Origin of the sequence: Micromonospora nigra (genome assembly GCF_900091585.1) — a bacterium.
In the GTDB taxonomy this organism is placed as follows: domain Bacteria; phylum Actinomycetota; class Actinomycetes; order Mycobacteriales; family Micromonosporaceae; genus Micromonospora; species Micromonospora nigra.
In genome coordinates, this window is record NZ_FMHT01000003.1 from 5,420,001 (window position 1) to 5,439,457 (window position 19,457).

Sequence of the window (19,457 nt, forward strand, 5' to 3'; positions counted from 1 at the left end):
TGATGTGTTGTGCAGGTGTGTGGATGGGTAGGGGAGCGTCGTGCCGGGGGTGAAGCAGCCGAGTGATCGAGTTGTGGACGCGGCACGAGTGAGAATGCAGGCATGAGTAGCGAAAGAAGGGTGAGAAACCCTTCCGCCGGATGACCAAGGGTTCCAGGGCCAGGCTAATCCGCCCTGGGTGAGTCGGGACCTAAGGCGAGGCCGAGAGGCGTAGTCGATGGACAACGGGTTGATATTCCCGTACCCGCGAAAGAGCGTCCCTGATGAACCTCGTTGTGCTAACCACCCGAACTGTCGGAGGTCTTCGGACCGATGATGGGGAGCGTGGGAACCTGACGGGTAGTAGTCAAGCGATGGGGTGACGCAGGAAGGTAGCTGATCCCGGCCGGTGGTTGTGCCGGGGTAAGCGTGTAGGCCGTGTCGTAGGCAAATCCGCGACGCATGAAGGCTGAGACGTGATGCCGAGCCGATTCAGGTGAAGTCAGTGATCCTATGCTGCCGAGAAAAGCCTCTAGCGAGTTCTGAGCGGCCCGTACCCCAAACCGACACAGGTGGTCAGGTAGAGAATACCGAGGCGATCGGGCGAACTGTGGTTAAGGAACTCGGCAAATTGCCCCCGTAACTTAGGGAGAAGGGGGGCCGGAGACGTGAAGCCCCACGCGGGTGGAGCGTTGTATGGCCGCAGAGAGCAGGGGGAAGCGACTGTTTACTAAAAACACAGGTCCATGCGAAGAAGTAATTCGATGTATATGGACTGACGCCTGCCCGGTGCTGGAACGTTAAGGGGACCTGTTAGCTCTTCGGGGCGAAGCGGAGAACTTAAGCGCCAGTAAACGGCGGTGGTAACTATAACCATCCTAAGGTAGCGAAATTCCTTGTCGGGTAAGTTCCGACCTGCACGAATGGCGTAACGACTTCCCCACTGTCTCAACCACAGGCCCGGCGAAATTGCATTACGAGTAAAGATGCTCGTTACGCGCGGCAGGACGGAAAGACCCCGGGACCTTTACTATAGCTTGACATTGGTATTCGAATTAGCTTGTGTAGGATAGGTGGGAGCCGGTGAAGCTCATACGCCAGTATGGGTGGAGGCAATCTTGAAATACCACTCTGGTTGATTTGGGTATCTAACTTCGGACCGTTATCCGGTTCAGGGACAGTGTCTGGTGGGTAGTTTAACTGGGGCGGTTGCCTCCTAAAGGGTAACGGAGGCGCCCAAAGGTTCCCTCAGCCTGGTTGGCAATCAGGTGTTGAGTGCAAGTACACAAGGGAGCTTGACTGTGAGACTGACAGGTCGAGCAGGGACGAAAGTCGGGACTAGTGATCCGGCACTTGCGAGTGGAAGCGGTGTCGCTCAACGGATAAAAGGTACCCCGGGGATAACAGGCTGATCTTCCCCAAGAGTCCATATCGACGGGATGGTTTGGCACCTCGATGTCGGCTCGTCGCATCCTGGGGCTGTAGCAGGTCCCAAGGGTTGGGCTGTTCGCCCATTAAAGCGGTACGCGAGCTGGGTTTAGAACGTCGTGAGACAGTTCGGTCCCTATCCGCCGTGCGCGTAGGATACTTGAGAAGGGCTGTCCCTAGTACGAGAGGACCGGGACGGACGAACCTCTGGTGTGCCAGTTGTCCCGCCAGGGGCACGGCTGGTTAGCTACGTTCGGAAGGGATAACCGCTGAAAGCATCTAAGCGGGAAGCTCGCTTCAAGATGAGGTATCCCACCCACCATTGGTGGGGTAAGGCCCCCAGCTAGACGACTGGGTTGATAGGCCGGAAATGTAAGCCCGGTAACGGGTTCAGTTGACCGGTACTAATAGGCCGAGGACTTGACTACCAAGCTGCTACGCGTCCACTGTGCAACTCTAGACAAACGAACACACCACACCACACCCCAGAAACATCGGGGTCGATGGAACGGTTTGTTTGACATGTCCATAAAGTTACGGCGGTCATGGCGGAGGGGAAACGCCCGGCAACATTCCGAACCCGGAAGCTAAGCCCTCCAGCGCCGATGGTACTGCACTCGGGAGGGTGTGGGAGAGTAGGACACCGCCGGACACACTTCCAGTCGAGGGCCGGCCCAACAGGGGCCGGCCCTCGACTGCGTAGCGCCGTGGAAGGCGCAATCAGGAAGGATGTACCCGTGAGTTCAGGACCGCAGGGCGGAGATCGCCCCCGGCGTTACGACGACCGGCCGGGCGGACGCGACGAGTCGCCTCGCAGGGAGGACCGTCCACCGTACCGGGGCGACCGAGACGACGACCGGGGCCGCAGCGGCAACTTCCGTGGTGGCGACCGTCGTGAAGGCGGTTTCCGGGGCGGTTCCCGCGACGGTGATTCGCGTGGTGGCGGTTTCCGTCGAGACGGCGACCGACCGAACAACTCCGGTGAGCGCCGTGAAGGCGGCTTCCGCGGCGGTGACCGCCGTGAGGGTGGTTTCCGTGGTGGCGACCGCCGTGAGGGTGGCTTCCAGGGCGGCGACCGCCGTGAGGGCGGTTTCCGTGGTGGCGACCGCCGTGAGGGTGGCTTCCAGGGCGGCGACCGCCGAGAGGGTGGCTACCGTGGTGGCGACCGCCGTGAAGGCGGTTTCCGGGGCGGTTCCCGCGACGGTGATTCGCGTGGTGGCGGTTTCCGTCGAGACGGCGACCGACCGAACAACTCCGGTGAGCGCCGTGAAGGCGGCTTCCGCGGCGGTGACCGCCGTGAGGGTGGCTACCGTGGTGGCGACCGCCGTGAGGGTGGCTTCCAGGGCGGCGACCGCCGTGAGGGCGGTTTCCGTGGTGGCGACCGCCGGGAAGGTGGTTTCCAGGGCGGTGACCGCCGTGAGGGTGGCTTCCGCAGCGGTGAGCGCCGGGAGGGTGGCTTCCGCCGGGATGGCGAGCGCACCGGTGGCTTCCGTGGTGGTGACCGCCGGGAGGGCGGATTCGGCGGCCAGCGGCGCGAGGGCGGGTACCAGCGCGACGAGAACCGTCAGGACGACCGTCGCGGAGGCTACCGGGAAGGCTCCCGTGCCGGTGAGCGGCGGGAGGGCGGTTTCCAGGGCGGTGACCGCCGTGAGGGTGGCTTCCGCAGCGGTGAGCGCCGGGAGGGTGGCTTCCGCCGCGACGACCGGGGCCAGTCCGGCTTCCGGGGCGGCGACCGTCGTGAGGGCGGTGAGCGGTCTGGTGGCTTCCGTGGCGACCGTGAAGGCGGCGAGCGCCGGGGTGGCGGCTTCCGGGACGGTGACCGCCGGGAGGGTGGCTTCCAGGGCGGTGAGCGCCGGGAGAGTGGCTTCCGCCGGGATGGCGAGCGCACCGGTGGCTTCCGTGGTGGTGACCGCCGGGAGGGTGGTTCCCAGGGCGGCGACCGTCGCGACGGCGGCTACCGCCGGGACGGTGACCGGGGCCAGTCCGGCTACCGGGGCGGCGACCGTCGTGAGGGCGGTGAGCGGTCTGGTGGCTTCCGTGGCGACCGTGAAGGCGGCGAGCGCCGGGGTGGCGGCTTCCAGGGCGGCGACCGTCGTGAGGGCGGTTTCCGTGGCGGCGAGCGCCACGACGGCGGCTTCCGTGGCGGCGAGCGCCACGACGAGCGCCGAGACCGGCCGGAGGCCGGGGCCAGGAGCACCACAGAACCGGTCTTGTCCGATGACATCGCCGCGACCGACCTTGACAAGGACGTCCGTGCGGAGCTGCTGTCGCTGGCCAAGCCGGTGGCCGAGACGGTCGCCCGGCACCTCGTTGCCACAGGCCGGTTGATCGACGATGACCCGGCTGAGGCCCTCGCCCACGCCTTGGCCGCGCGCCGGCTCGCCTCGCGCATCTCCGCGGTGCGGGAGGCCGTCGGGTTGGCCGCGTACCACGCGGGGGAGTGGCAGTCCGCGATCGCGGAGCTGCGTACGTACCACCGGATGTCCGGACTGCAGAGCCACCTGGCGGTGCTCGCCGACTGTGAGCGGGCGTTGGGTCGGCCGGAGCGCGCCATCGACCTGTTCCGGGGCGCGGACCAGGACAAACTTGACCAGGCCGTGGCGATCGAGCTGCTGATCGTCGCCGCTGGCGCACGCGGTGACCTCGGTCAGAAGGACGCCGCCGTGGCGATGCTCCAGGTGCGGGAACTCACCGCCGACGAACCGACGCCGTGGGCGGCCCGACTGCGTTACGCGTACGCCGACGCGCTGCTGGCCGTCGGCCGCCGCGACGAGGCCCGGGAGTGGTTCTCGCGGGCGGCCGACGCGGATTCCGACGGCGAGACCGACGCGGCCGAGCGACTGCTCGAACTCGACGGCGTGCTGATCGAGGGCGACGACGAGGACGAGGCGGCGCTGGAGGACATGGTCGCCGGCCCCGGCAGCCCCGGCGCGGTGGCCGTGCACCCCGACGCCGACCTCACCGGCGGCGGTGACCAGGCCGACGACGCCGACAGCGCGCCGTCGTCGGTGGACGTCGACCGGAACCCGGTCCCGCAACTGGACGACCTCGCCGACGACGAGCTGACCGACGAGGAGGCGCGGGACCTGGTGTCCGAGCGCGACGACGTGTCCGATCGCGAGGACGTCGCCGGCCACGGGACGTCCGAGGACGTCGAGAGCGACGGGCCGTCCCGGGACGTCGAGGGCGACGGGGCGTCCGACGATGTCGGCCGCGACGAGGTGTCCGACGGCGTCGACCGGCGTGGACCGGAGGCCGAGGGACGATGAACGACGGGGTCGGGGGCCGGCTGGCCGACGGGTACGTCATGGTCGTCTTCGACCTGGACGGGGTGATCTACCTGATCGACCGGCCGATCCCCGGCGCGGTCGAGGCGGTGGGCCGCCTGCATGCCGAGGGGCGGGCCGTCGCGTACGCCACGAACAACGCCTCCCGCCGTTCCAGCGAGGTGGCGGACCTGCTCACCGGTATGGGTGTGCCGGCGCGGCCCGACGAGGTCCTGACGTCGGCGGTGGCCGCCGCGGAGCTGCTGCGGGACCGGTTGCCCGCCGGCGCGGCGGTCCTCGTGGTGGGCGCCGAGGCGCTGCGGGCCGAGATCCGCGCTGTCGGCCTCACTCCGGTGGCCCGCGCCGACGAGTCGCCGGTGGCGGTGGTGCAGGGGTACGGGCCGCAGGTCGGCTGGCTGGACCTCGCCGAAGCCAGCGTGGCGGTGCGTGGCGGTGCCACCTGGGTGGCGACCAACACCGACCGGACGCTGCCGAGCGGACGGGGTCCACTGCCGGGCAACGGTGCGCTGGTCGCCGCGCTGCGCACCGCGCTCGACCGGGATCCCGACGAGGTGGTCGGCAAACCGGAGCCGGAGCTCTTCGCCAGGGCCGCGCGGCGGGCGGGAGAAGGACGGACCCTGGTCGTCGGTGACCGCCTGGACACCGACATCGAGGGCGCCAACCGCGCCGGGCTGGACAGCCTGCTCGTGCTCACCGGCGTCAGTGACGTGGCCGAGTTGCTCGCCGCGCCGCCGGACCGCCGCCCGACGTACGTCGCCTGGGACCTGGCCGGGCTGTTCGACCCGGCGGCGGTGGTGTCGGTTCCCGGGCGGGCGGACGCCGACGGCTGGTCGGTGACCGGCAGCGACGACGGGCTGGAACTGGCCGGTTCGGGTCGTGCCCTCGACGCGGTCGGCGCCCTCTGCGCCGTGGCCTGGTCGGCCGGCGACGCCGGGTCGAGAGCCTGGCGGGTGCGGGCCGCCTCCGCGGCGGCCACCGAGACTCTCGCCGCGCTCGGCCTGCCGGTCTGATCCTGTGCCGTCGGCGGACCTGCCGGTCTGATCGCGCCGTCGGCGGCTCAGAGCAGCTTGCGCAGCTTCATCAGGTCGAACGGGTTCGCCTTGATCGACACCCGCCGCGCCGCGATCGCCTTGGTGATGTCCAGCTCGCCCCGGACGAGGGCGATCAGGTCGTCACTGGAGGTGCTCATCGCGATCTTGGCCTTGGGGTCGTCGCCGTCGGTCAGCCCCACCAGCCGCCCGTTCGTGAGCCGGCCGTGGAAGGCGGTGTCGAGGTCGGTGATCCGGCAGGCCAGGGTGCGGTCCAGGTCTACGCGCTCGCGTACGGTCTCCGCGTCGCGGTCGAGCCGTGCGGCCAGATCCTGCAACGCCTGCCGGCACTCGTCCACGCTGGCCACATCGCCCCCTTGTCGCTCGGCACGTCCGTCCCCGGCACCGTACCGCACGGGTGGCACCGCGCGGCCCGGTAGCGTGACACCTGCACATCCCGCCCCGCGGAAGGACTCAGTCATGCAGGACGCGTGGCGCGCCTACCTCGAGCTGGCCATGGGCCTGACGGAGGCGCCCCGGAAGAAGGCCCAGGACGCTGTCCGCCGCCTCGCCGGCTCCAGCGGCGCGACCGCCGCCCAGTTGCAGACCCTCGGCGAGGAACTGATCTCCACCGGCGCGGCCAACCGGGAGGCGTTGACCAAGTTGGTCCGCTTCGAGGTCGACCGGGCCCTGGGCGCGGTGGGACTGGCCACCGCCGACGAGGTCGCCGAACTGACCCGCCGGGTGCACGAGCTGGAACGCCAGCTCCGGCAGGCCAGGGGAGTACCCCCGGCCGGCGAGCCGCAGCCGGCGACCGGCAGCCCGGAGACGGTGGCGAGCGGGACCGTCGTGCAGCAGGCCGCAGCGAGCAAGACCGTGGCGAAGAAGGCCGTGGCGAAGAAGGCCGTGTCGAGCAAGACGGTCGCGAAGAAGACGGTCGCGAAGAAGGCCGTCGCGAAGAAGGCCGTCGTGCGCAAGCCGCCGGCCACCGTGACCCGTACCGCCGAGGTCGGCGATGATGAGTCGGCGCGGCCGGCGAAGGCCACGCGGCCGGCGCGTCGGCCGGAACCGGGCGGTGCCGCGTGACCGGGCGGACCGGCAGGTGAGCACCCCGTTCCGCCCCGGCCCGCCGCCCGGTGCCCGTCCCGGCCCGCGGGTGGGCCCCGCGTCGTCCGACGACCTCGGCGAGGTGCGCCATCCCGCTGTCGACGCCGCGGTGCAGGCGATGGCCAACGCCGCCGAGCTCCCTCCGGCCGACCAGATCGCCCAGTACGAGGCGGCATACGAGACCCTGCGGGAGACTCTCGCCACCATCGACCAGTCCTGATCCGGAGAACAACCATCCATGGCACGTCGTAACCGGCTGGACGCCGAACTCGTCCGTCGTGGCCTGGCCCGCTCCCGCGAGCAGGCCGCCGCCCTCGTCGAGGCCGGCCGGGTCCACCTGCGGGGGGTGCCGGCGCGCAAGGCCGCCGCGATGGTCGACCCCGCCGACCCGCTGCTGGTCACGGGCGAGGACCCGAGCACGGAGTACGTGTCCCGGGGCGGGCACAAACTGGCCGGTGCCCTGGCGGCCTTCGCCCAGGGCGGACTGCGGGTCTCCGGCCGGCGCTGCCTCGACGCGGGGGCGTCCACCGGCGGCTTCACCGACGTGCTGCTGCGGGCCGGCGCCGCCGAGGTGGTGGCCGTGGACGTCGGCTACGGCCAGCTCGCCTGGCCGCTGCGCACCGACGACCGGGTCCGGGTCCACGAACGCACCAACGTGCGCACCCTCACCCCGGAACTGATCGACGGGCCCGTCGACCTGACCGTGGCTGACCTGTCGTTCATCTCACTGCGACTGGTGCTGCCGGCGCTGGCCGGCTGCACCCGCGCCGACGGCGACCTCGCCCTGATGGTCAAGCCGCAGTTCGAGGTGGGCAGGGAACGGGTCGGGGCGGGCGGCGTGGTCCGGGACCCCGAGCTGCGGGCCGAGGCGGTCCTCGACGTGGCCGCGTCCGCCGCCGGGCTCGGCCTGGGCCTCGCGGACGTGGCGGCCAGCCCGCTGCCCGGGCCGAGCGGCAACGTCGAGTTCTTCGTATGGTTACGCCGGGACGCCCCCGCGGCCGACGCGGGGCGGGTGCGGGCCGTGGTGACCGCCGGGCCGCAGGGCCCGGGGCCGTCCGGTGACGTGCCGGACGCGGCGACGGAGGAGGTGGCCGGGTGATCGAGCTGCACAGCCCCGGGGGCGGGACCCGCCCCGTCCGAAAGGGACCGACGCGGTGAGCCGGACGGCCCTGCTGGTGACGCACACCGGCCGGCGTCGCAGCACCGAGCATGCCCGGGCGGTCGCCGCCGACCTGACCGGGGCCGGCTTCGAGGTGCGGGTGGTGGCCGAGGAGGCCGACGACCTGGACCTGCCCGGGGCGGTGCCGGTGACCGGCCCGCAGGCCGCCGACGGTGCCGAGATCGTGTTCGCCCTCGGCGGGGACGGCACCTTCCTGCGCGCCGCCGAGCTGGCCCGCCCGGCGAAGGCTCCGCTGCTCGGCATCAACCTCGGCAAGGTCGGCTTCCTGGCCGAGGCGGAGATCGACGACCTCGACGTCGCGGTACGTGACGTGGTGGAACGCAACTACACGGTGGACGAACGGCTCACCCTCGACGTGACCGCCGAGTTCGACGGTGGCCCCACCATCGAGTCGTGGGCGCTCAACGAAATCAGCGTCGAGAAGGGCGAGCGGGCCCAGATGCTGGAGCTGCTCGTCGACGTCGACGGCCGGCCGTTGTCCCGGTACGGCTGCGACGGTGTGGTCTGTGCGACGCCCACCGGCTCCACGGCGTACGCGTTCTCGGGGGCGGTCCGGTGGTGTGGCCTGAGGTCGAGGCGCTGCTACTGGTGCCGATCAGTGCGCACGCCCTGTTCAGCCGGCCCCTGGTGACCGCGCCCACGTCCACGTTCGTCATCACGGTGGACCCGTTCACCACGCTGGCCGTGCTGTGCTGCGACGGCCGGCGGGTCTACGACCTGCCGCCCGGCGCTCGCGTGACGGTGCGGCGCGGTGCGCTGCCGGTGCGGATCGTGCGACTGCGGGACCGGCCCTTCACCGACCGACTGGTCGCCAAGTTCGACCTGCCGGTGCACGGTTGGCGGGGTAGCCGCCGCTGACGACCCCGCAGGGCCGGGGCCGGCGAACCTCGTCGCCTGACGCGGGTGCGGTGGGCAGCAGGGTTCCGGGACGGAGCGGCGCGGCGGGCAGCAGGGTTCCGCGACGGGAACGGCGCGGGGGGTGCGGCAGGCAGCGGGGACGGGGGACGGCGCGGGGTGCGGCAGGTCGCGGTGTCCGGGGAGACCGGGGCCGTCCGGCTGCGCCGCGCCGGCTGGTCAAGTGTCGGGGCCCGCGTCTAGTGTCGGGTGCTGTGCTGGAAGAGCTGCGCATCACCGGACTGGGCGTCATCGAGGACACGACGCTGCCGTTGACCGGCGGCATGAACGTCATCACAGGCGAGACCGGGGCCGGAAAGACCATGGTGGTCACCGGTCTGGGGCTGCTCTTCGGCGGTCGGGCCGACGCCGGACGGGTCCGGGCCCAGCCCGGCAGGGCGGTCGTGGAGGGGCGGCTGCGCCTGCACGGGCGGGTGGCCGACACGGTGCACGCCCGGATCACCGACGCCGGCGGCGAGCCCGACGAGGACGGTTCGCTGCTGCTGAGCCGTACGGTCACCGTGGAAGGGCGCTCGCGCGCCCACCTGGGCGGGCGGAGCATGCCGGTGTCGATGCTCGGCGAGGTGGGCGAGCAGGTGGTGGCGGTGCACGGCCAGTCCGACCAGCTGCGCCTGCTGCGTCCCGCCGAGCAACGCGCGGCGCTGGACCGGTTCGCCGGCCCCGAGCACGAGAAGCTGCTCGACGCGGTGCGGGAGGCGTACGCCGGGTGGCGGCGGGTCGTCGACGACCTGGCCGACCGGCGGCGCAACGCCCGGGAGCGCAACCAGGAGGCCGACCTGCTGCGCCTCGGGCTCGACGAGATCACCCGGGTCGACCCGCAGCCGGGGGAGGACGACGAGCTGAAGGCGGAGGCCCAGCGCCTGGAGCACGCCGAGGGGCTGCGCACGGCGGCGCAGTTGGCGCACCACAGCCTCGCCGGCGGGGCCGAGGCGATCGACGAGACGCCGGACGCGACGTCGTTGCTGGGCACGGCGCGGCGCACCCTCGAGGCGCAGGCCGGCACGGACCCGGCGCTGGGTGAGCTGGCCGTTCGCCTGGAGGAGGCGGCGACCCTGGTCACCGACGTCTCCGCGGAGCTGTCGGCGTACCTGGCGGCGCTGGACGCCGACCCGGCCCGGTTGCAGACCGTCTACGAGCGCCGGGCCGCGCTGCGTGCCCTGACCCGCAAGTACGCCGACGACGTCGACGGGGTGATCGCCTGGGCGGAGCGGGCCCGCGCCCGGCTGTCCGATCTCGACAGTTCCGACGAACTGCTCGACGAGTTGGAGCGGGAGTCCCAGCGGCTGGCCGTCGAGGTCGCCGACCTGGCCGGGCGGCTGTCGGCGTCCCGCCGGGAGGCGGCCGGCCGGTTCGCCGAGCAGGTCACCGTCGAGCTGGCCGGCCTGGCCATGCCGCACGCCCGCGTCCAGGTGGAGGTGCTGTCCCGGCTGGCCGGGCGGGCCGAGCCGTCGCTGCCGGTCGACGGGGTCGAGGTGGGCGTCGGCCCGGACGGCTGCGACGAGGTGGAGTTGCGCCTGCTGGCTCACCCGGGGGCACCGGCACTGCCGTTGCAGCGGGGTGCCTCGGGTGGCGAGCTGTCCCGGGTGATGCTGGCCATCGAGGTGGTCTTCGCGGGGTCGGGCGGGCCACCGACCCTCGTCTTCGACGAGGTGGATGCCGGGGTGGGTGGGCAGGCCGCGGTGGAGATCGGCCGCCGGCTGGCCCGGCTGGCCCGCAGCCACCAGGTGCTCGTGGTCACCCACCTGCCGCAGGTGGCGGCGTTCGCGGACCGGCACCTGGTGGTGGCGAAGGACACCGGTGGCGCGGTCACCACGAGCGGCGTACGAATGGTGGAGGACACGGAACGCGCTCGGGAACTGGCGCGAATGTTGGCGGGTTTGCCCGACTCGGATCTGGGTATCGCCCACGCCGAGGAGCTGCTGGCCCTGGCGGCGCGGGAAAGGCGACCCTGAGTCCGCCGATTGTGAGCGGAGGCACACCGGCCTCCGCCAGAGTGTGCTTCCCTGGGTAGGCGGCCCTGCTCAGGCATGTCGCGACAGATTCCCCTGCCTCACATGCCAGGATGGTCACGATGCGTCTACCCACGTTGCGCCGGGCCCGGAACGCGGAACCGGGCAGAATCCTCGGCACCGCACGCCTCGACCGCCGCACCAAGCGCCTGGTCGGCCGGCTCCGCCCCGGCGACATCGCGGTCATCGACCACGTCGACCTGGACCGGGTCGCCGCCGACTCGCTGGTCGCGGTCGGCGTCACCGCGGTGCTCAACGCCAAGCCGTCCGTGTCGGGGCGGTACCCGAACCTGGGTCCCGAGGTGCTGGTCGCCGCCGGGATCGCCCTGCTCGACGACCTCGGTGAGGGCGTCTTCGAGCAGATCCGCGAGGGCGACACCGTGCGGATCGAGGGCAACACGGTGTATGTCGGTGAGGAGCCGGTGGCGCACGGTGCCCTACAGGACGCCGAGTCGGTCGGCAAGGCGATGGCCGACGCCCGGGAGGGCCTGTCGGTGCAGTTGGAGGCGTTCGCCGCCAACACCATGGACTACCTGCGGCAGGAACGCGACCTGCTGCTCGACGGCGTCGGCGTGCCGGACATCGCCACCCAGATCCGGGGCCGGCACTGCCTGATCGTGGTGCGCGGCTACGACTACAAGGCCGACCTCGACGTGCTGCGCCCGTACATCCGGGAGTTCAAGCCGGTGCTGATCGGCGTCGACGGCGGGGCGGACGCGCTGGTCGAGGCGGGTTACACGCCCGACATGATCATCGGGGACATGGACTCGGTCACCGACGACGCGCTGCGCTGCGGCGCCGAGGTGATCGTGCACGCCTACCCGGACGGTCGGGCCCCGGGGCTGCCCCGGGTCAACGGCCTGGGGGTGCCGGCGATCACCTTCCCGGCCGCCGCCACCAGCGAGGATCTCGCCATGCTGCTGGCCGACGAGAAGGGTGCCTCGCTCATCGTGGCCGTGGGTACCCACGCCACCCTGGTCGAGTTCCTGGACAAGGGCCGCGGTGGCATGGCCTCGACGTTCCTCACCCGGCTCAAGGTCGGCGGCAAGCTGGTCGACGCCAAGGGCGTGAGCCGGCTCTACCGGCAGAGCATCTCCGGGTCCTCGCTGCTGCTGCTGGTCCTGTCGGCGGTCGCCGCGATGGCGTCCGCCGTGGCGGTCTCCACCGTCGGGAAGGCGTATTTGGGCGTGGCCTCCGAATGGTGGGACAATCTTGTGTTCCAGCTCGGCCTGCTCTTCTAGCTCCCGACCCGATCAAGAGGCTGTAAGCGTGATCAACTTTCGATACCACGTGGTGTCCCTGACCGCGGTCTTCCTGGCGCTGGCGATCGGCCTGGTCGTCGGCACGGCCGCCCTGAACGGCCCCGTGGCCGACTCCCTCAAGGAAACCGTCAACGGACTGCGCAAGGACAACCAGCAGATGCGCCAGGCGGTCCAGAGCATGGAGCGGGAACTCGAGCTGGAAGAGGACTTCGCAGCCGAGATGGCCCAGATCCTGCTGCCCGGCAAGCTGACCGGCAAGCGGGTGCTGGTGCTCAGCCTGCCCACCGGCCGGGACCACACCGAAGGTGTGCTGGAGATGCTCCGGCTGGCCGGGGCCGACATCACCGGCCGGATCGACGTGCAGGACAAGTTCATCAACCCGGAGAACAACAACGACCTGCTGGAACTCGCCGTGACCGCCGCCCGGCCCACCGGCGCGCCCACGGCCGGGCTGCCCGGCAACGGCCACGGCGTGGAGACCTCCAGCGCGCTGCTGGCGAGCGTGCTGCTGGACCGGGCGCCGGACGCCGCCCCGGTCAGTGAGGCCGACCGGCGGGCGGTGCTGGCCGCTTACAGCAACGCGAACTACCTCACCACCGCCGACCAGGTCAGCGGGCCCGCCGAGGCGGTCGTCGTGGTCAGCGGCCAGCCGTACGTGGACAAGGACTCCGCCAAGAAGGACGAGTCGGTCGTCAAGATCGTCGAGCAGTTCGACCGGACCGGGGCGATCGTCGTGGCCGGCAACGGCTCGGCCGGCGGCAACCTGGTGGCGTTCGTGCGGGAGGACGCGGTGCTGACCCAGTCCGTCTCCACCGTCGACAACGCCAACACGGTGCAGGGGCAGTTGGTCACCACCCTGGCTCTGGTGCAGCAACTCAACGAGCGCAAGGCGGGTCAGTACGGCGTGGCGGACAACGCCTCGCTGCTGCCTAGACTGCCCCAGTGACCCGCGCCCGGTGGACCGACGGATGGAGCACGACAGTGATCGTGAGCGGCCTGACGATCGCGGGCGGCGGACCGCGCCGCACCGCCGGACGCGGGGCGACGGCATGAGCGGCCTGGGTCGGCTGCTGGTCGCCGGAGCCGGGGCGGCGCTCGCCCGGTACGCCCTGCGTGAGGTGCGGACCTCGCCGGTCGCCCCCGCGCTGGAGCGCACGAACTTCCGCGGCCGTACGGTCACCCTGGCCGGCGGCCCGGCCCTCACGGTCGGTGCGGCCGGGGCCGCGGCGTTCGGGGCCACCAGCGCCTCCTCGGGCGCGGCGGCGCTGGTCGCCGGTCTCGGTGCCGGCGCGGTCGGCCTCTACGACGACGTGGTCGGCGCCCGACCCGAACAGAAGACCGCCAAGGGCTTCGCGGGGCACCTCGCCGCGTTACGCGAGGGACGGGTCACCGCCGGACTTGTCAAGATCGTCGGGGTGGGTGCCGCCGGGGTGGGTGCCGCCGCGTTGCTCGCCACCGACCGCCGGGTGGCCGGGCACCGGCGTCGGCAGCGGCAGGGTGCCCTCGGGCGGGGCGTCGACGTGCTGCTCGGCGCGGGCGTGATCGCCGGCACCGCCAACCTGGTCAACCTGCTCGACCTGCGCCCCGGGCGGGCGCTGAAGTCCGGTCTGCTGCTCGGCGCGCCGCTGGCCGGCGGGCCACACGGCGGGATCGCCGCCGGGGCCGTCGGTGCCGCCGCCGGCCTGCTCCCCGACGATCTCGGCGAGAACGTCATGCTCGGCGACAGCGGGGCCAACGCCCTGGGCGCGCTGGTCGGCGTGACCCTGGCCGCCCGGACCGGCCCCCTCGGTCGCGCCGGGCTGCTGGCCGTGCTCGCCGGCCTGACCGCCGCCAGCGAGAAGGTCAGCTTCACCCAGGTCATCCAGCGCACCCCGGTGCTGCGCGAACTCGACGCTGTGGGCCGGCGCGCCGACTGACGTGACGACACCGGCACCCCTCGCCGGCGCCGGCCGGGTGGCCGGAGCAGCCGCGCTCATCGCCGTGCTCACCGTGGTCAGCCGGCTGGTCGGGTTCGGGCGTACCGCCGTGTTCACCTGGGTCGTCCAGGACAGCGACCTGGGCGGCATGTACGTCATCGCCAACTTCGTACCGAACATCATCTTCGAGATCGTCGCCGGTGGGGCGCTCGCGAGTCTGGTCGTACCGCTGCTGGCCGCGCCCGTCGCGGCGGGCGACCGGCGGGCGGTGGCCGCCACGACGGGTGCCCTGCTCACCTGGACGGTGACCCTGCTGGTGCCCCTGGCGGTTCTGCTGGCGGTCCTCGCGGCCCCGGCGGTCACCCTGATCAGCGAGGGGCGTTCGGACGCGGAGCTGGCCGCCGGCGCGCGGATGCTGCGGGTGTTCGCCCCCCAGCTGCCGCTCTACGGCATCGGCATCGTGCTCACCGGTGTGCTCCAGGCGCACCGGCGGTTCGCCTGGCCGGTCATCGCGCCGCTGCTGTCCAGCCTCACCGTGATCGTGGTCTACGTCGCCTTCGGTCAGGTGGCCGGCCGGGGCGCCAGCGTCGCCGCGACGGGTGCCGGGGCGGAGCTGATCCTGTCGGCCGGCACCACCCTCGGGGTGGTGGTGCTGTCGCTGTCCCTGCTGGTTCCGCTGCGCCGCCTGCGCCTGCGCCTGCGGCTGCGTCCCGGGTACGCGTTCCCGGCCGACGCCCGGGCGAGGGTGGGCGGGTTGGCCGCCGCCGGCGCGGTGACCGTCACCGCCCAGCAGCTCGCCCTGGTGGTGCTGCTCAACCGGGTTTCCGGCGGTCCGACCGGCTCGCCGCAGGTGTTCACCCTCGCCCAGACCTTCTACCTGCTGCCGTGGGCGGTGCTGGCGGTTCCGCTGGCCACCGCCGCGTACCCGACCCTGGCCGCGGCGGCGGCCGGTGGCGACGAGCGGGAGTACCAGCGCACCCTGTCGAGCACCCTGCGGGGGGTGCTGCTGGCCAGTTTCCTGGGCGCGGCGGTGCTCGTCGGTGCCGCCGTGCCGATCGGTCGGTTCTTTCCGCTCGACTCGGCCGCCACGGCCGCCGCCGTCGCCGGCTTCGCTCCCGGTCTGATCGGCTACGGGCTGTTCGCGGTGCTGTCCCGCGCCCTGTACGCGCGGGGCGCGACCCGGTCCGCCACCGTCGCCATCACCGCCGGCTGGCTGGCCGTCGCGCTGGCCACGGTGCCCCTGGCGGGCCTGCTCCCCGTCGCCGACCGGGTGCTCGCGGTCGCGTTGGCGAACTCGGTCGGCATGGTGCTGCTCGGGGCGCTGCTGTTGACCGCCGTGTTCCGGTCCGCGGGCCGGCCGGCGGTCGCCGGCGCGGCCCGAGCCGCTCTGGCGGGCCTGCTGGCCGGTGTGCTGGCTGCGGCGGCCGGCGCGGTCCTGGCCTGTCTGCTGGACGACGCCGCCGGCGGCACCCCGACGACGGGTGCGGCTCTGCTGCAGGGCATGCTGTCCGGAGTCCTCGTCGGTGTGGTCTTCCTCGCGGTGGTCTGGCTGGTCGACCGGCGGGACGTACGGCCGCTGCTCGCCGGCGTGCGGCGACGCCTGCGTCGGCGTGGCGCCGACGCCGGGCGGACCGGGGAGCGGCACCAGGGAATCCCCCCGGAGCGGGACGACGGGAAGGAGACGGTGGCCCGGTGAGCGCGAGGAGTGCAGCGCAGCGGAGCCCCGCAGTCGCGAGCGAATGGCCTGGTGTGGTGAGCGCGAGGAGTGCAGCGCAGCGGAGCCCCGCAGTCGTGGATGGGAGGTCGGCACGGTGAGCGCGTCCCCATCGCCCACCTGGCGGGGCACGGTGCTGTTGCTGCTGGCGTCGAGCACCGGCGGGGTGGGCCAGCATGTGCGGTCCGTGGCCCGGGGCCTCGTCGAGGCCGGGGCATCGGTGCTGGTGTGCGGCCCGGCCGCCACCCAGGACCAGTTCGACTTCGTCGGTGTCGGAGCCCGGTTCGCCGCGGTGGAGATCCCGGCGATGCCGACCCCGGCCGACGCCCGCGCCGTCGTCGCGTTGCGTCGGGCCCTCGCGGCGGAGCCGGTGGCGGTGCTGCACGCCCACGGCCTGCGGGCGGGCCTGGTCGCGGTGCTCGCCCGCCCGGCGGTGCCGGTCGTCGTCACCTGGCACAACGCGGTGCTGGCCGGTGGGCTGCGCGGAGGCGTGTCCCGGCTGGTGGAGCGCGTGGTGGCCCGGAGGGCACAGGTGACGTTGGGCGCTTCCGCCGATCTCGTGGCGCGGGCCGTCGCTCTGGGTGCGACCGACGCACGACCGGCCCCGGTGGCCGCGCCGGCGCTGCCAGCGCCGCGCCGCCGACGGGCCGCCGTCCGGGCGGAGTTCGGCGTGGCCGGTGACCAGACGTTGATCGTGTCGGTGGGCCGACTGCACCCGCAGAAGCGGTACGACGTGCTGGTCGACGCGGCGGCGCGGTGGCGCGGCCGGACCCCGCCGCCGGTGGTGGTGATCGCCGGCAGCGGCCCCGCCTACCTGCCGTTGGCGGCCCGGATCTCGGCGGCGCGGGCCCCGGTGACCCTGCTCGGGCACCGCTCCGACGTGGCGGACCTGCTCGTGGGCGCGGACCTGGCTGTGGTGACCAGCGACTGGGAGGCCCGGCAGTTGTTCGCGCAGGAGGCGTTGCGGGCGGGCGTACCGCTGGTGGCGACCGCGGTCGGTGGGCTACCGGACCTGGTCGCCGACGCCGCGGTGCTGGTGCCGCCCGGTGACGTCGACGCGGTCGACGTGGCTGTGCGGGACCTGCTCGACGACGGGGCCCGCCGGGCCGAACTGGCCGACCGGGGCCGGACGCGGGCGGCGACCTGGCCCACCGAGGCGGACACCCTGGGCCAGTTGCGTGCCCTCTACGCCGAGCTGGCGCCGCAACCGGCCGGACCGGCGACGCCCGGCGCGGACGCACCGTCGACGGGGCGCCGCTGATGCTGCTGCGCAGACTCACTCCGGTCCTGCTCACCCTGGTCGTGGTGGCATTGGGCATCACGGCCCTGGCGGCCCGCCCGGAGACGGCCCCGACCCGGCGCGGTGCCGACTACGTGGTCCTGGCCGGGGTGGCGGGGCTGCGCTGGGAGGACGTGGACCCGCAGACCACGCCGACGCTGTGGCGGATGGCCAGCGAGGGTGCGATCGGTTCACTGGCGGTGCGGTCCGCGCACCGCCCGACCTGCCCGGTGGACGGCTGGTTGACGTTGGGCGCGGGCAACTACGCCGCCTGGAACGGCGATCGGGGCGACGGCGGGTGCCGGCCCGTCGAGGTGGCGGTGGAGCGACCTGACGGGATCGGGGCGAACCTGCCGGCCCAGGAGAGCGTCGTGCTGCACAACCAGGACCGGCTGCCGTGGGGCGCCATGCCCGGTGCGCTGGCGGAGTCGGTGCGCTGTTCGGTGGCGGTGGGGGAGGGTGCCGCGGTGGCGGCGGCCCGTCCCTTCGGTCGGGTCGACCGGTACGCTCCCGTCCTGCCGGACGACCCGGCGGAGCTGCTCGGGTCGTGTGTGCTGAGCATCGTCGACCTGGGCACCGTCGCCGGTGAGGACCCGGCGGTCCGCCGCGCCGCCGCCCGCGCCGCCGACGAGAGGCTGGCGCGGGTGGTGGCCGCCCGTCCGGCCGAGTCGCTCGTGATCGTCGCGGGGGTGTCCGACACCGAGCGGCCCTCCCGCCTGCACGTGGCCGTCGCCCACGGGGCGGGCTGGGACGGGGGCTGGCTGACCTCGGCCAGCACCGGCCGGGAGGGTTACCTGCAACTGATCGACCTGGCGCCGACGGCCCTCGCGGCGTTGGGTCGGCCCATGCCCGATCGGGCGTTCCTCGGGCACCCGGCGCAGACAGCCGGCACCCGCCCGGCGGATCTGGCCGAGGCGATCGCCGCCCCCGCCGACGCCGACCGGGAGGCCGCCGCCCAGCGGCAGGTGTCCGGCTGGTTCTTCGGGGTGCTCGTGGCCGCCCAGGTGGTCCTGGCGGTGGCGGTGCTGCCGCTGCTGCGCCGGGCCCGTCGGCACGCCGGTCCGCACGGTCCGGAGCCGGTGGCGCGGCCGATCGTGGCGACGGTGGAGGTGCTGCTGGTCGCCGCCGCGCTCGCCGTGCCGGCGGCGTTGCTGGCCGAGACGCTGCCGTGGTGGCGCAACGACCATCCGGCGCCCTCGTTCGCGGTGTTGACGGCACTGCTGCTGGCCGTCGGGACCCTGGTGGTCCGCCTGATCCCCGGGTACGCGGGCACCCTCGGCCCGTTGGGCGCGGTCGCCGGGCTGACCACCCTCACGGTCGGGCTGGACGTGGTCACCGGGGCCCGGTTGCAGCTCAACGGCGTGGTGGGCTACTCCGCTCTGGAGGGCGGCCGGTACGCGGGGTTGGGCACGGTGGCGCTCGGGGTGTTCCTGGCCGGCGCCCTGCTCTGCGCCGGCTGGCTGGCCCAGCGGGTCCGCCGGCAGTGGCGGCCGATGGTGGTGGTGGCTGTCGGTGGGACGGCCGTGGTGGTCGTCGGCAGCCCGTACCTCGGCGCGGACTCCATCGGTGCGATCGCGTTGACGGCGGGGGTGAGCGTGGCGGCGGCGGTCAGTGCCGGTGGCTGGCTGACCGCGAGCCGGTTGGCCTGGGCGGGCATGGCGGGTCTGGCGGTGACGGTGGGTTTCGCGGTGTTGGATCTGCGTCGCCCGCCGACCGAGCGGGGCAGTTTGGGCAGGTTCCTGGCCGCGCTCGGCGACGGCACGGGCGGGCTGACCGTGCAGCGTTCCAGCGCCTCCAGCATCGAGACGCTGACCAGCAGTCCGTTGACGATCCTGGCGCTGGCCGGCGCGTTGCTGGTGTGGTTCGCGCTGCTCCAGCCGTGGGGTGGACTCATGCGACTGTTCGGTATCTACCCGGCGATCCGGGCGGCGATGGCGGGCACCGCCGTGGCCGCGGTGATCGGCGGTGTGCTGGGCAGCAACGCGTTGGACGTGGCCGGCGCGGCGGCGGCTCTGGTGGTGCCGATGGCGGCGCTGTCGGCGCTGCGGGTGCTGGACCACTCGACCGACCGCACCCGTCCCGCAACGGGGCGGCCGGTCGAGGAGGGCTACACCGGTGCCGGTCCGAGCCACGGGGCCGGCCCGGGTGGGCCGGGGCCCGACGCGGCGGACGGGCCGCCGGGAGCCGGGCAGGACGAGCCGCCGGGAGCCGGGGAGGCCGGGCCGGAACGGCCCGACGCGGAGGCCGGGCGGGCCGTGCGGTCGTCGACCGAGGTCGCGGCCACCTGACCCGGTCGGGCGTACCTCGGGTGCGGCACCGGGGCGTCTCCGGTGAGGTGTTACCGTCGAGTCCC

Annotated in this window: 14 protein-coding genes, 2 rRNA genes and 1 pseudogene (1 of these 17 only partly in view); 15 read left to right on the plus strand and 2 right to left on the minus strand. The window is 72.9% G+C overall.

Annotation, left to right across the window (positions count from 1 at the left end; all coding sequences use genetic code 11):
• Both GA0070616_RS23865 and rrf read left to right on the plus strand, forming a co-directional pair.
• Positions 1 to 1,835: ribosomal RNA gene (locus GA0070616_RS23865) — 23S ribosomal RNA — on the plus strand; it begins 1,275 nt to the left of the window's first position.
• Positions 1,836 to 1,942: 107 nt separating this feature from the next.
• Positions 1,943 to 2,059, plus strand: a 5S ribosomal RNA gene (gene rrf / locus GA0070616_RS23870).
• A 91-nt stretch (positions 2,060 to 2,150) separates the two neighbouring features.
• Here the strand turns inward: rrf and GA0070616_RS23875 are convergent.
• Entirely contained in the window at positions 2,151 to 3,563 is a 1,413-nt protein-coding gene (locus tag GA0070616_RS23875; RefSeq protein ID WP_091087589.1) for a hypothetical protein, read from the minus strand.
• A gap of 114 nt (positions 3,564 to 3,677) precedes the next feature.
• Between GA0070616_RS23875 and GA0070616_RS23880 the strand changes: the two genes are divergently transcribed.
• Together GA0070616_RS23880 and GA0070616_RS23885 are read left to right on the plus strand one after the other, a co-directional pair.
• A complete protein-coding gene (locus tag GA0070616_RS23880; protein ID WP_425413010.1) occupies positions 3,678 to 4,676 on the plus strand; it encodes a tetratricopeptide repeat protein in 999 nt (332 codons plus the stop codon).
• The gene (locus tag GA0070616_RS23885; protein WP_091087592.1) at positions 4,673 to 5,704 is read left to right on the plus strand and encodes an HAD-IIA family hydrolase; all 1,032 of its coding nucleotides are present in this window, start codon (positions 4,673 to 4,675) and stop codon (positions 5,702 to 5,704) included. The genes GA0070616_RS23880 and GA0070616_RS23885 overlap by 4 nt, the downstream gene beginning before the upstream one ends.
• A gap of 47 nt (positions 5,705 to 5,751) precedes the next feature.
• On the opposite strand, the gene GA0070616_RS23890 is transcribed toward GA0070616_RS23885, so the two are convergent.
• A complete protein-coding gene (locus GA0070616_RS23890) occupies positions 5,752 to 6,090 on the minus strand; it encodes an SCP2 sterol-binding domain-containing protein (protein ID WP_091087595.1) in 339 nt (112 codons plus the stop codon).
• A gap of 112 nt (positions 6,091 to 6,202) precedes the next feature.
• Here GA0070616_RS23890 and GA0070616_RS23895 point away from each other — a divergent pair, with 112 nt between their 5' ends.
• From GA0070616_RS23895 to GA0070616_RS23945, 11 genes and pseudogenes are all read left to right on the plus strand, one after another.
• Positions 6,203 to 6,808 (plus strand): phasin family protein, encoded by a 606-nt coding sequence (locus tag GA0070616_RS23895; protein WP_091087599.1) that lies wholly within the window; start codon positions 6,203 to 6,205, stop codon positions 6,806 to 6,808.
• Between the two features lie 16 nt (positions 6,809 to 6,824).
• Positions 6,825 to 7,049, plus strand: a complete 225-nt coding sequence (locus GA0070616_RS23900; RefSeq protein WP_091091490.1) for a hypothetical protein — start codon at positions 6,825 to 6,827, stop codon at positions 7,047 to 7,049.
• A gap of 18 nt (positions 7,050 to 7,067) precedes the next feature.
• Positions 7,068 to 7,928, plus strand: a complete 861-nt coding sequence (locus tag GA0070616_RS23905) for a TlyA family RNA methyltransferase (protein WP_091087602.1) — start codon at positions 7,068 to 7,070, stop codon at positions 7,926 to 7,928.
• Between the two features lie 55 nt (positions 7,929 to 7,983).
• Positions 7,984 to 8,867 (plus strand): annotated as a pseudogene (locus GA0070616_RS23910) (NAD kinase).
• A 251-nt stretch (positions 8,868 to 9,118) separates the two neighbouring features.
• Complete coding sequence (gene recN, locus GA0070616_RS23915) at positions 9,119 to 10,876, plus strand: DNA repair protein RecN (protein ID WP_091087604.1); 1,758 nt, start codon at positions 9,119 to 9,121, stop codon at positions 10,874 to 10,876.
• 119 nt (positions 10,877 to 10,995) lie between these two features.
• A complete protein-coding gene (gene steA / locus GA0070616_RS23920) occupies positions 10,996 to 12,174 on the plus strand; it encodes a putative cytokinetic ring protein SteA (RefSeq protein WP_091087607.1) in 1,179 nt (392 codons plus the stop codon).
• 28 nt (positions 12,175 to 12,202) lie between these two features.
• Positions 12,203 to 13,141: a copper transporter gene (locus GA0070616_RS23925; RefSeq protein ID WP_091087611.1), complete on the plus strand. Its 939-nt coding sequence runs from the start codon at positions 12,203 to 12,205 to the stop codon at positions 13,139 to 13,141.
• A gap of 103 nt (positions 13,142 to 13,244) precedes the next feature.
• The gene (locus GA0070616_RS23930; RefSeq protein WP_091091494.1) at positions 13,245 to 14,111 is read left to right on the plus strand and encodes a hypothetical protein; all 867 of its coding nucleotides are present in this window, start codon (positions 13,245 to 13,247) and stop codon (positions 14,109 to 14,111) included.
• A gap of 1 nt (position 14,112) precedes the next feature.
• Positions 14,113 to 15,807, plus strand: coding sequence for a murein biosynthesis integral membrane protein MurJ (murJ, locus tag GA0070616_RS23935; protein ID WP_091087614.1), 1,695 nt, complete (start codon positions 14,113 to 14,115; stop codon positions 15,805 to 15,807).
• Between the two features lie 115 nt (positions 15,808 to 15,922).
• Entirely contained in the window at positions 15,923 to 17,086 is a 1,164-nt protein-coding gene (locus GA0070616_RS23940; RefSeq protein WP_245712869.1) for a glycosyltransferase family 4 protein, read from the plus strand.
• A gap of 2 nt (positions 17,087 to 17,088) precedes the next feature.
• The gene (locus tag GA0070616_RS23945; RefSeq protein ID WP_139129018.1) at positions 17,089 to 19,392 is read left to right on the plus strand and encodes a hypothetical protein; all 2,304 of its coding nucleotides are present in this window, start codon (positions 17,089 to 17,091) and stop codon (positions 19,390 to 19,392) included.
• Positions 19,393 to 19,457 lie beyond the last annotated feature (65 nt).

What these genes read in the sequence shown, in the direction of transcription:
- GA0070616_RS23885 (WP_091087592.1), top strand. Translation starts at nt 4,673, where the DNA reads ATGAACGACGGGGTCGGGGGCCGGCTGGCCGACGGGTACGTCATGGTC.
- GA0070616_RS23895 (WP_091087599.1), top strand. Translation starts at nt 6,203, where the DNA reads ATGCAGGACGCGTGGCGCGCCTACCTCGAGCTGGCCATGGGCCTGACG.
- GA0070616_RS23905 (WP_091087602.1), top strand. Translation starts at nt 7,068, where the DNA reads ATGGCACGTCGTAACCGGCTGGACGCCGAACTCGTCCGTCGTGGCCTG.
- steA (WP_091087607.1), top strand. Translation starts at nt 10,996, where the DNA reads ATGCGTCTACCCACGTTGCGCCGGGCCCGGAACGCGGAACCGGGCAGA.
- GA0070616_RS23930 (WP_091091494.1), top strand. Translation starts at nt 13,245, where the DNA reads ATGAGCGGCCTGGGTCGGCTGCTGGTCGCCGGAGCCGGGGCGGCGCTC.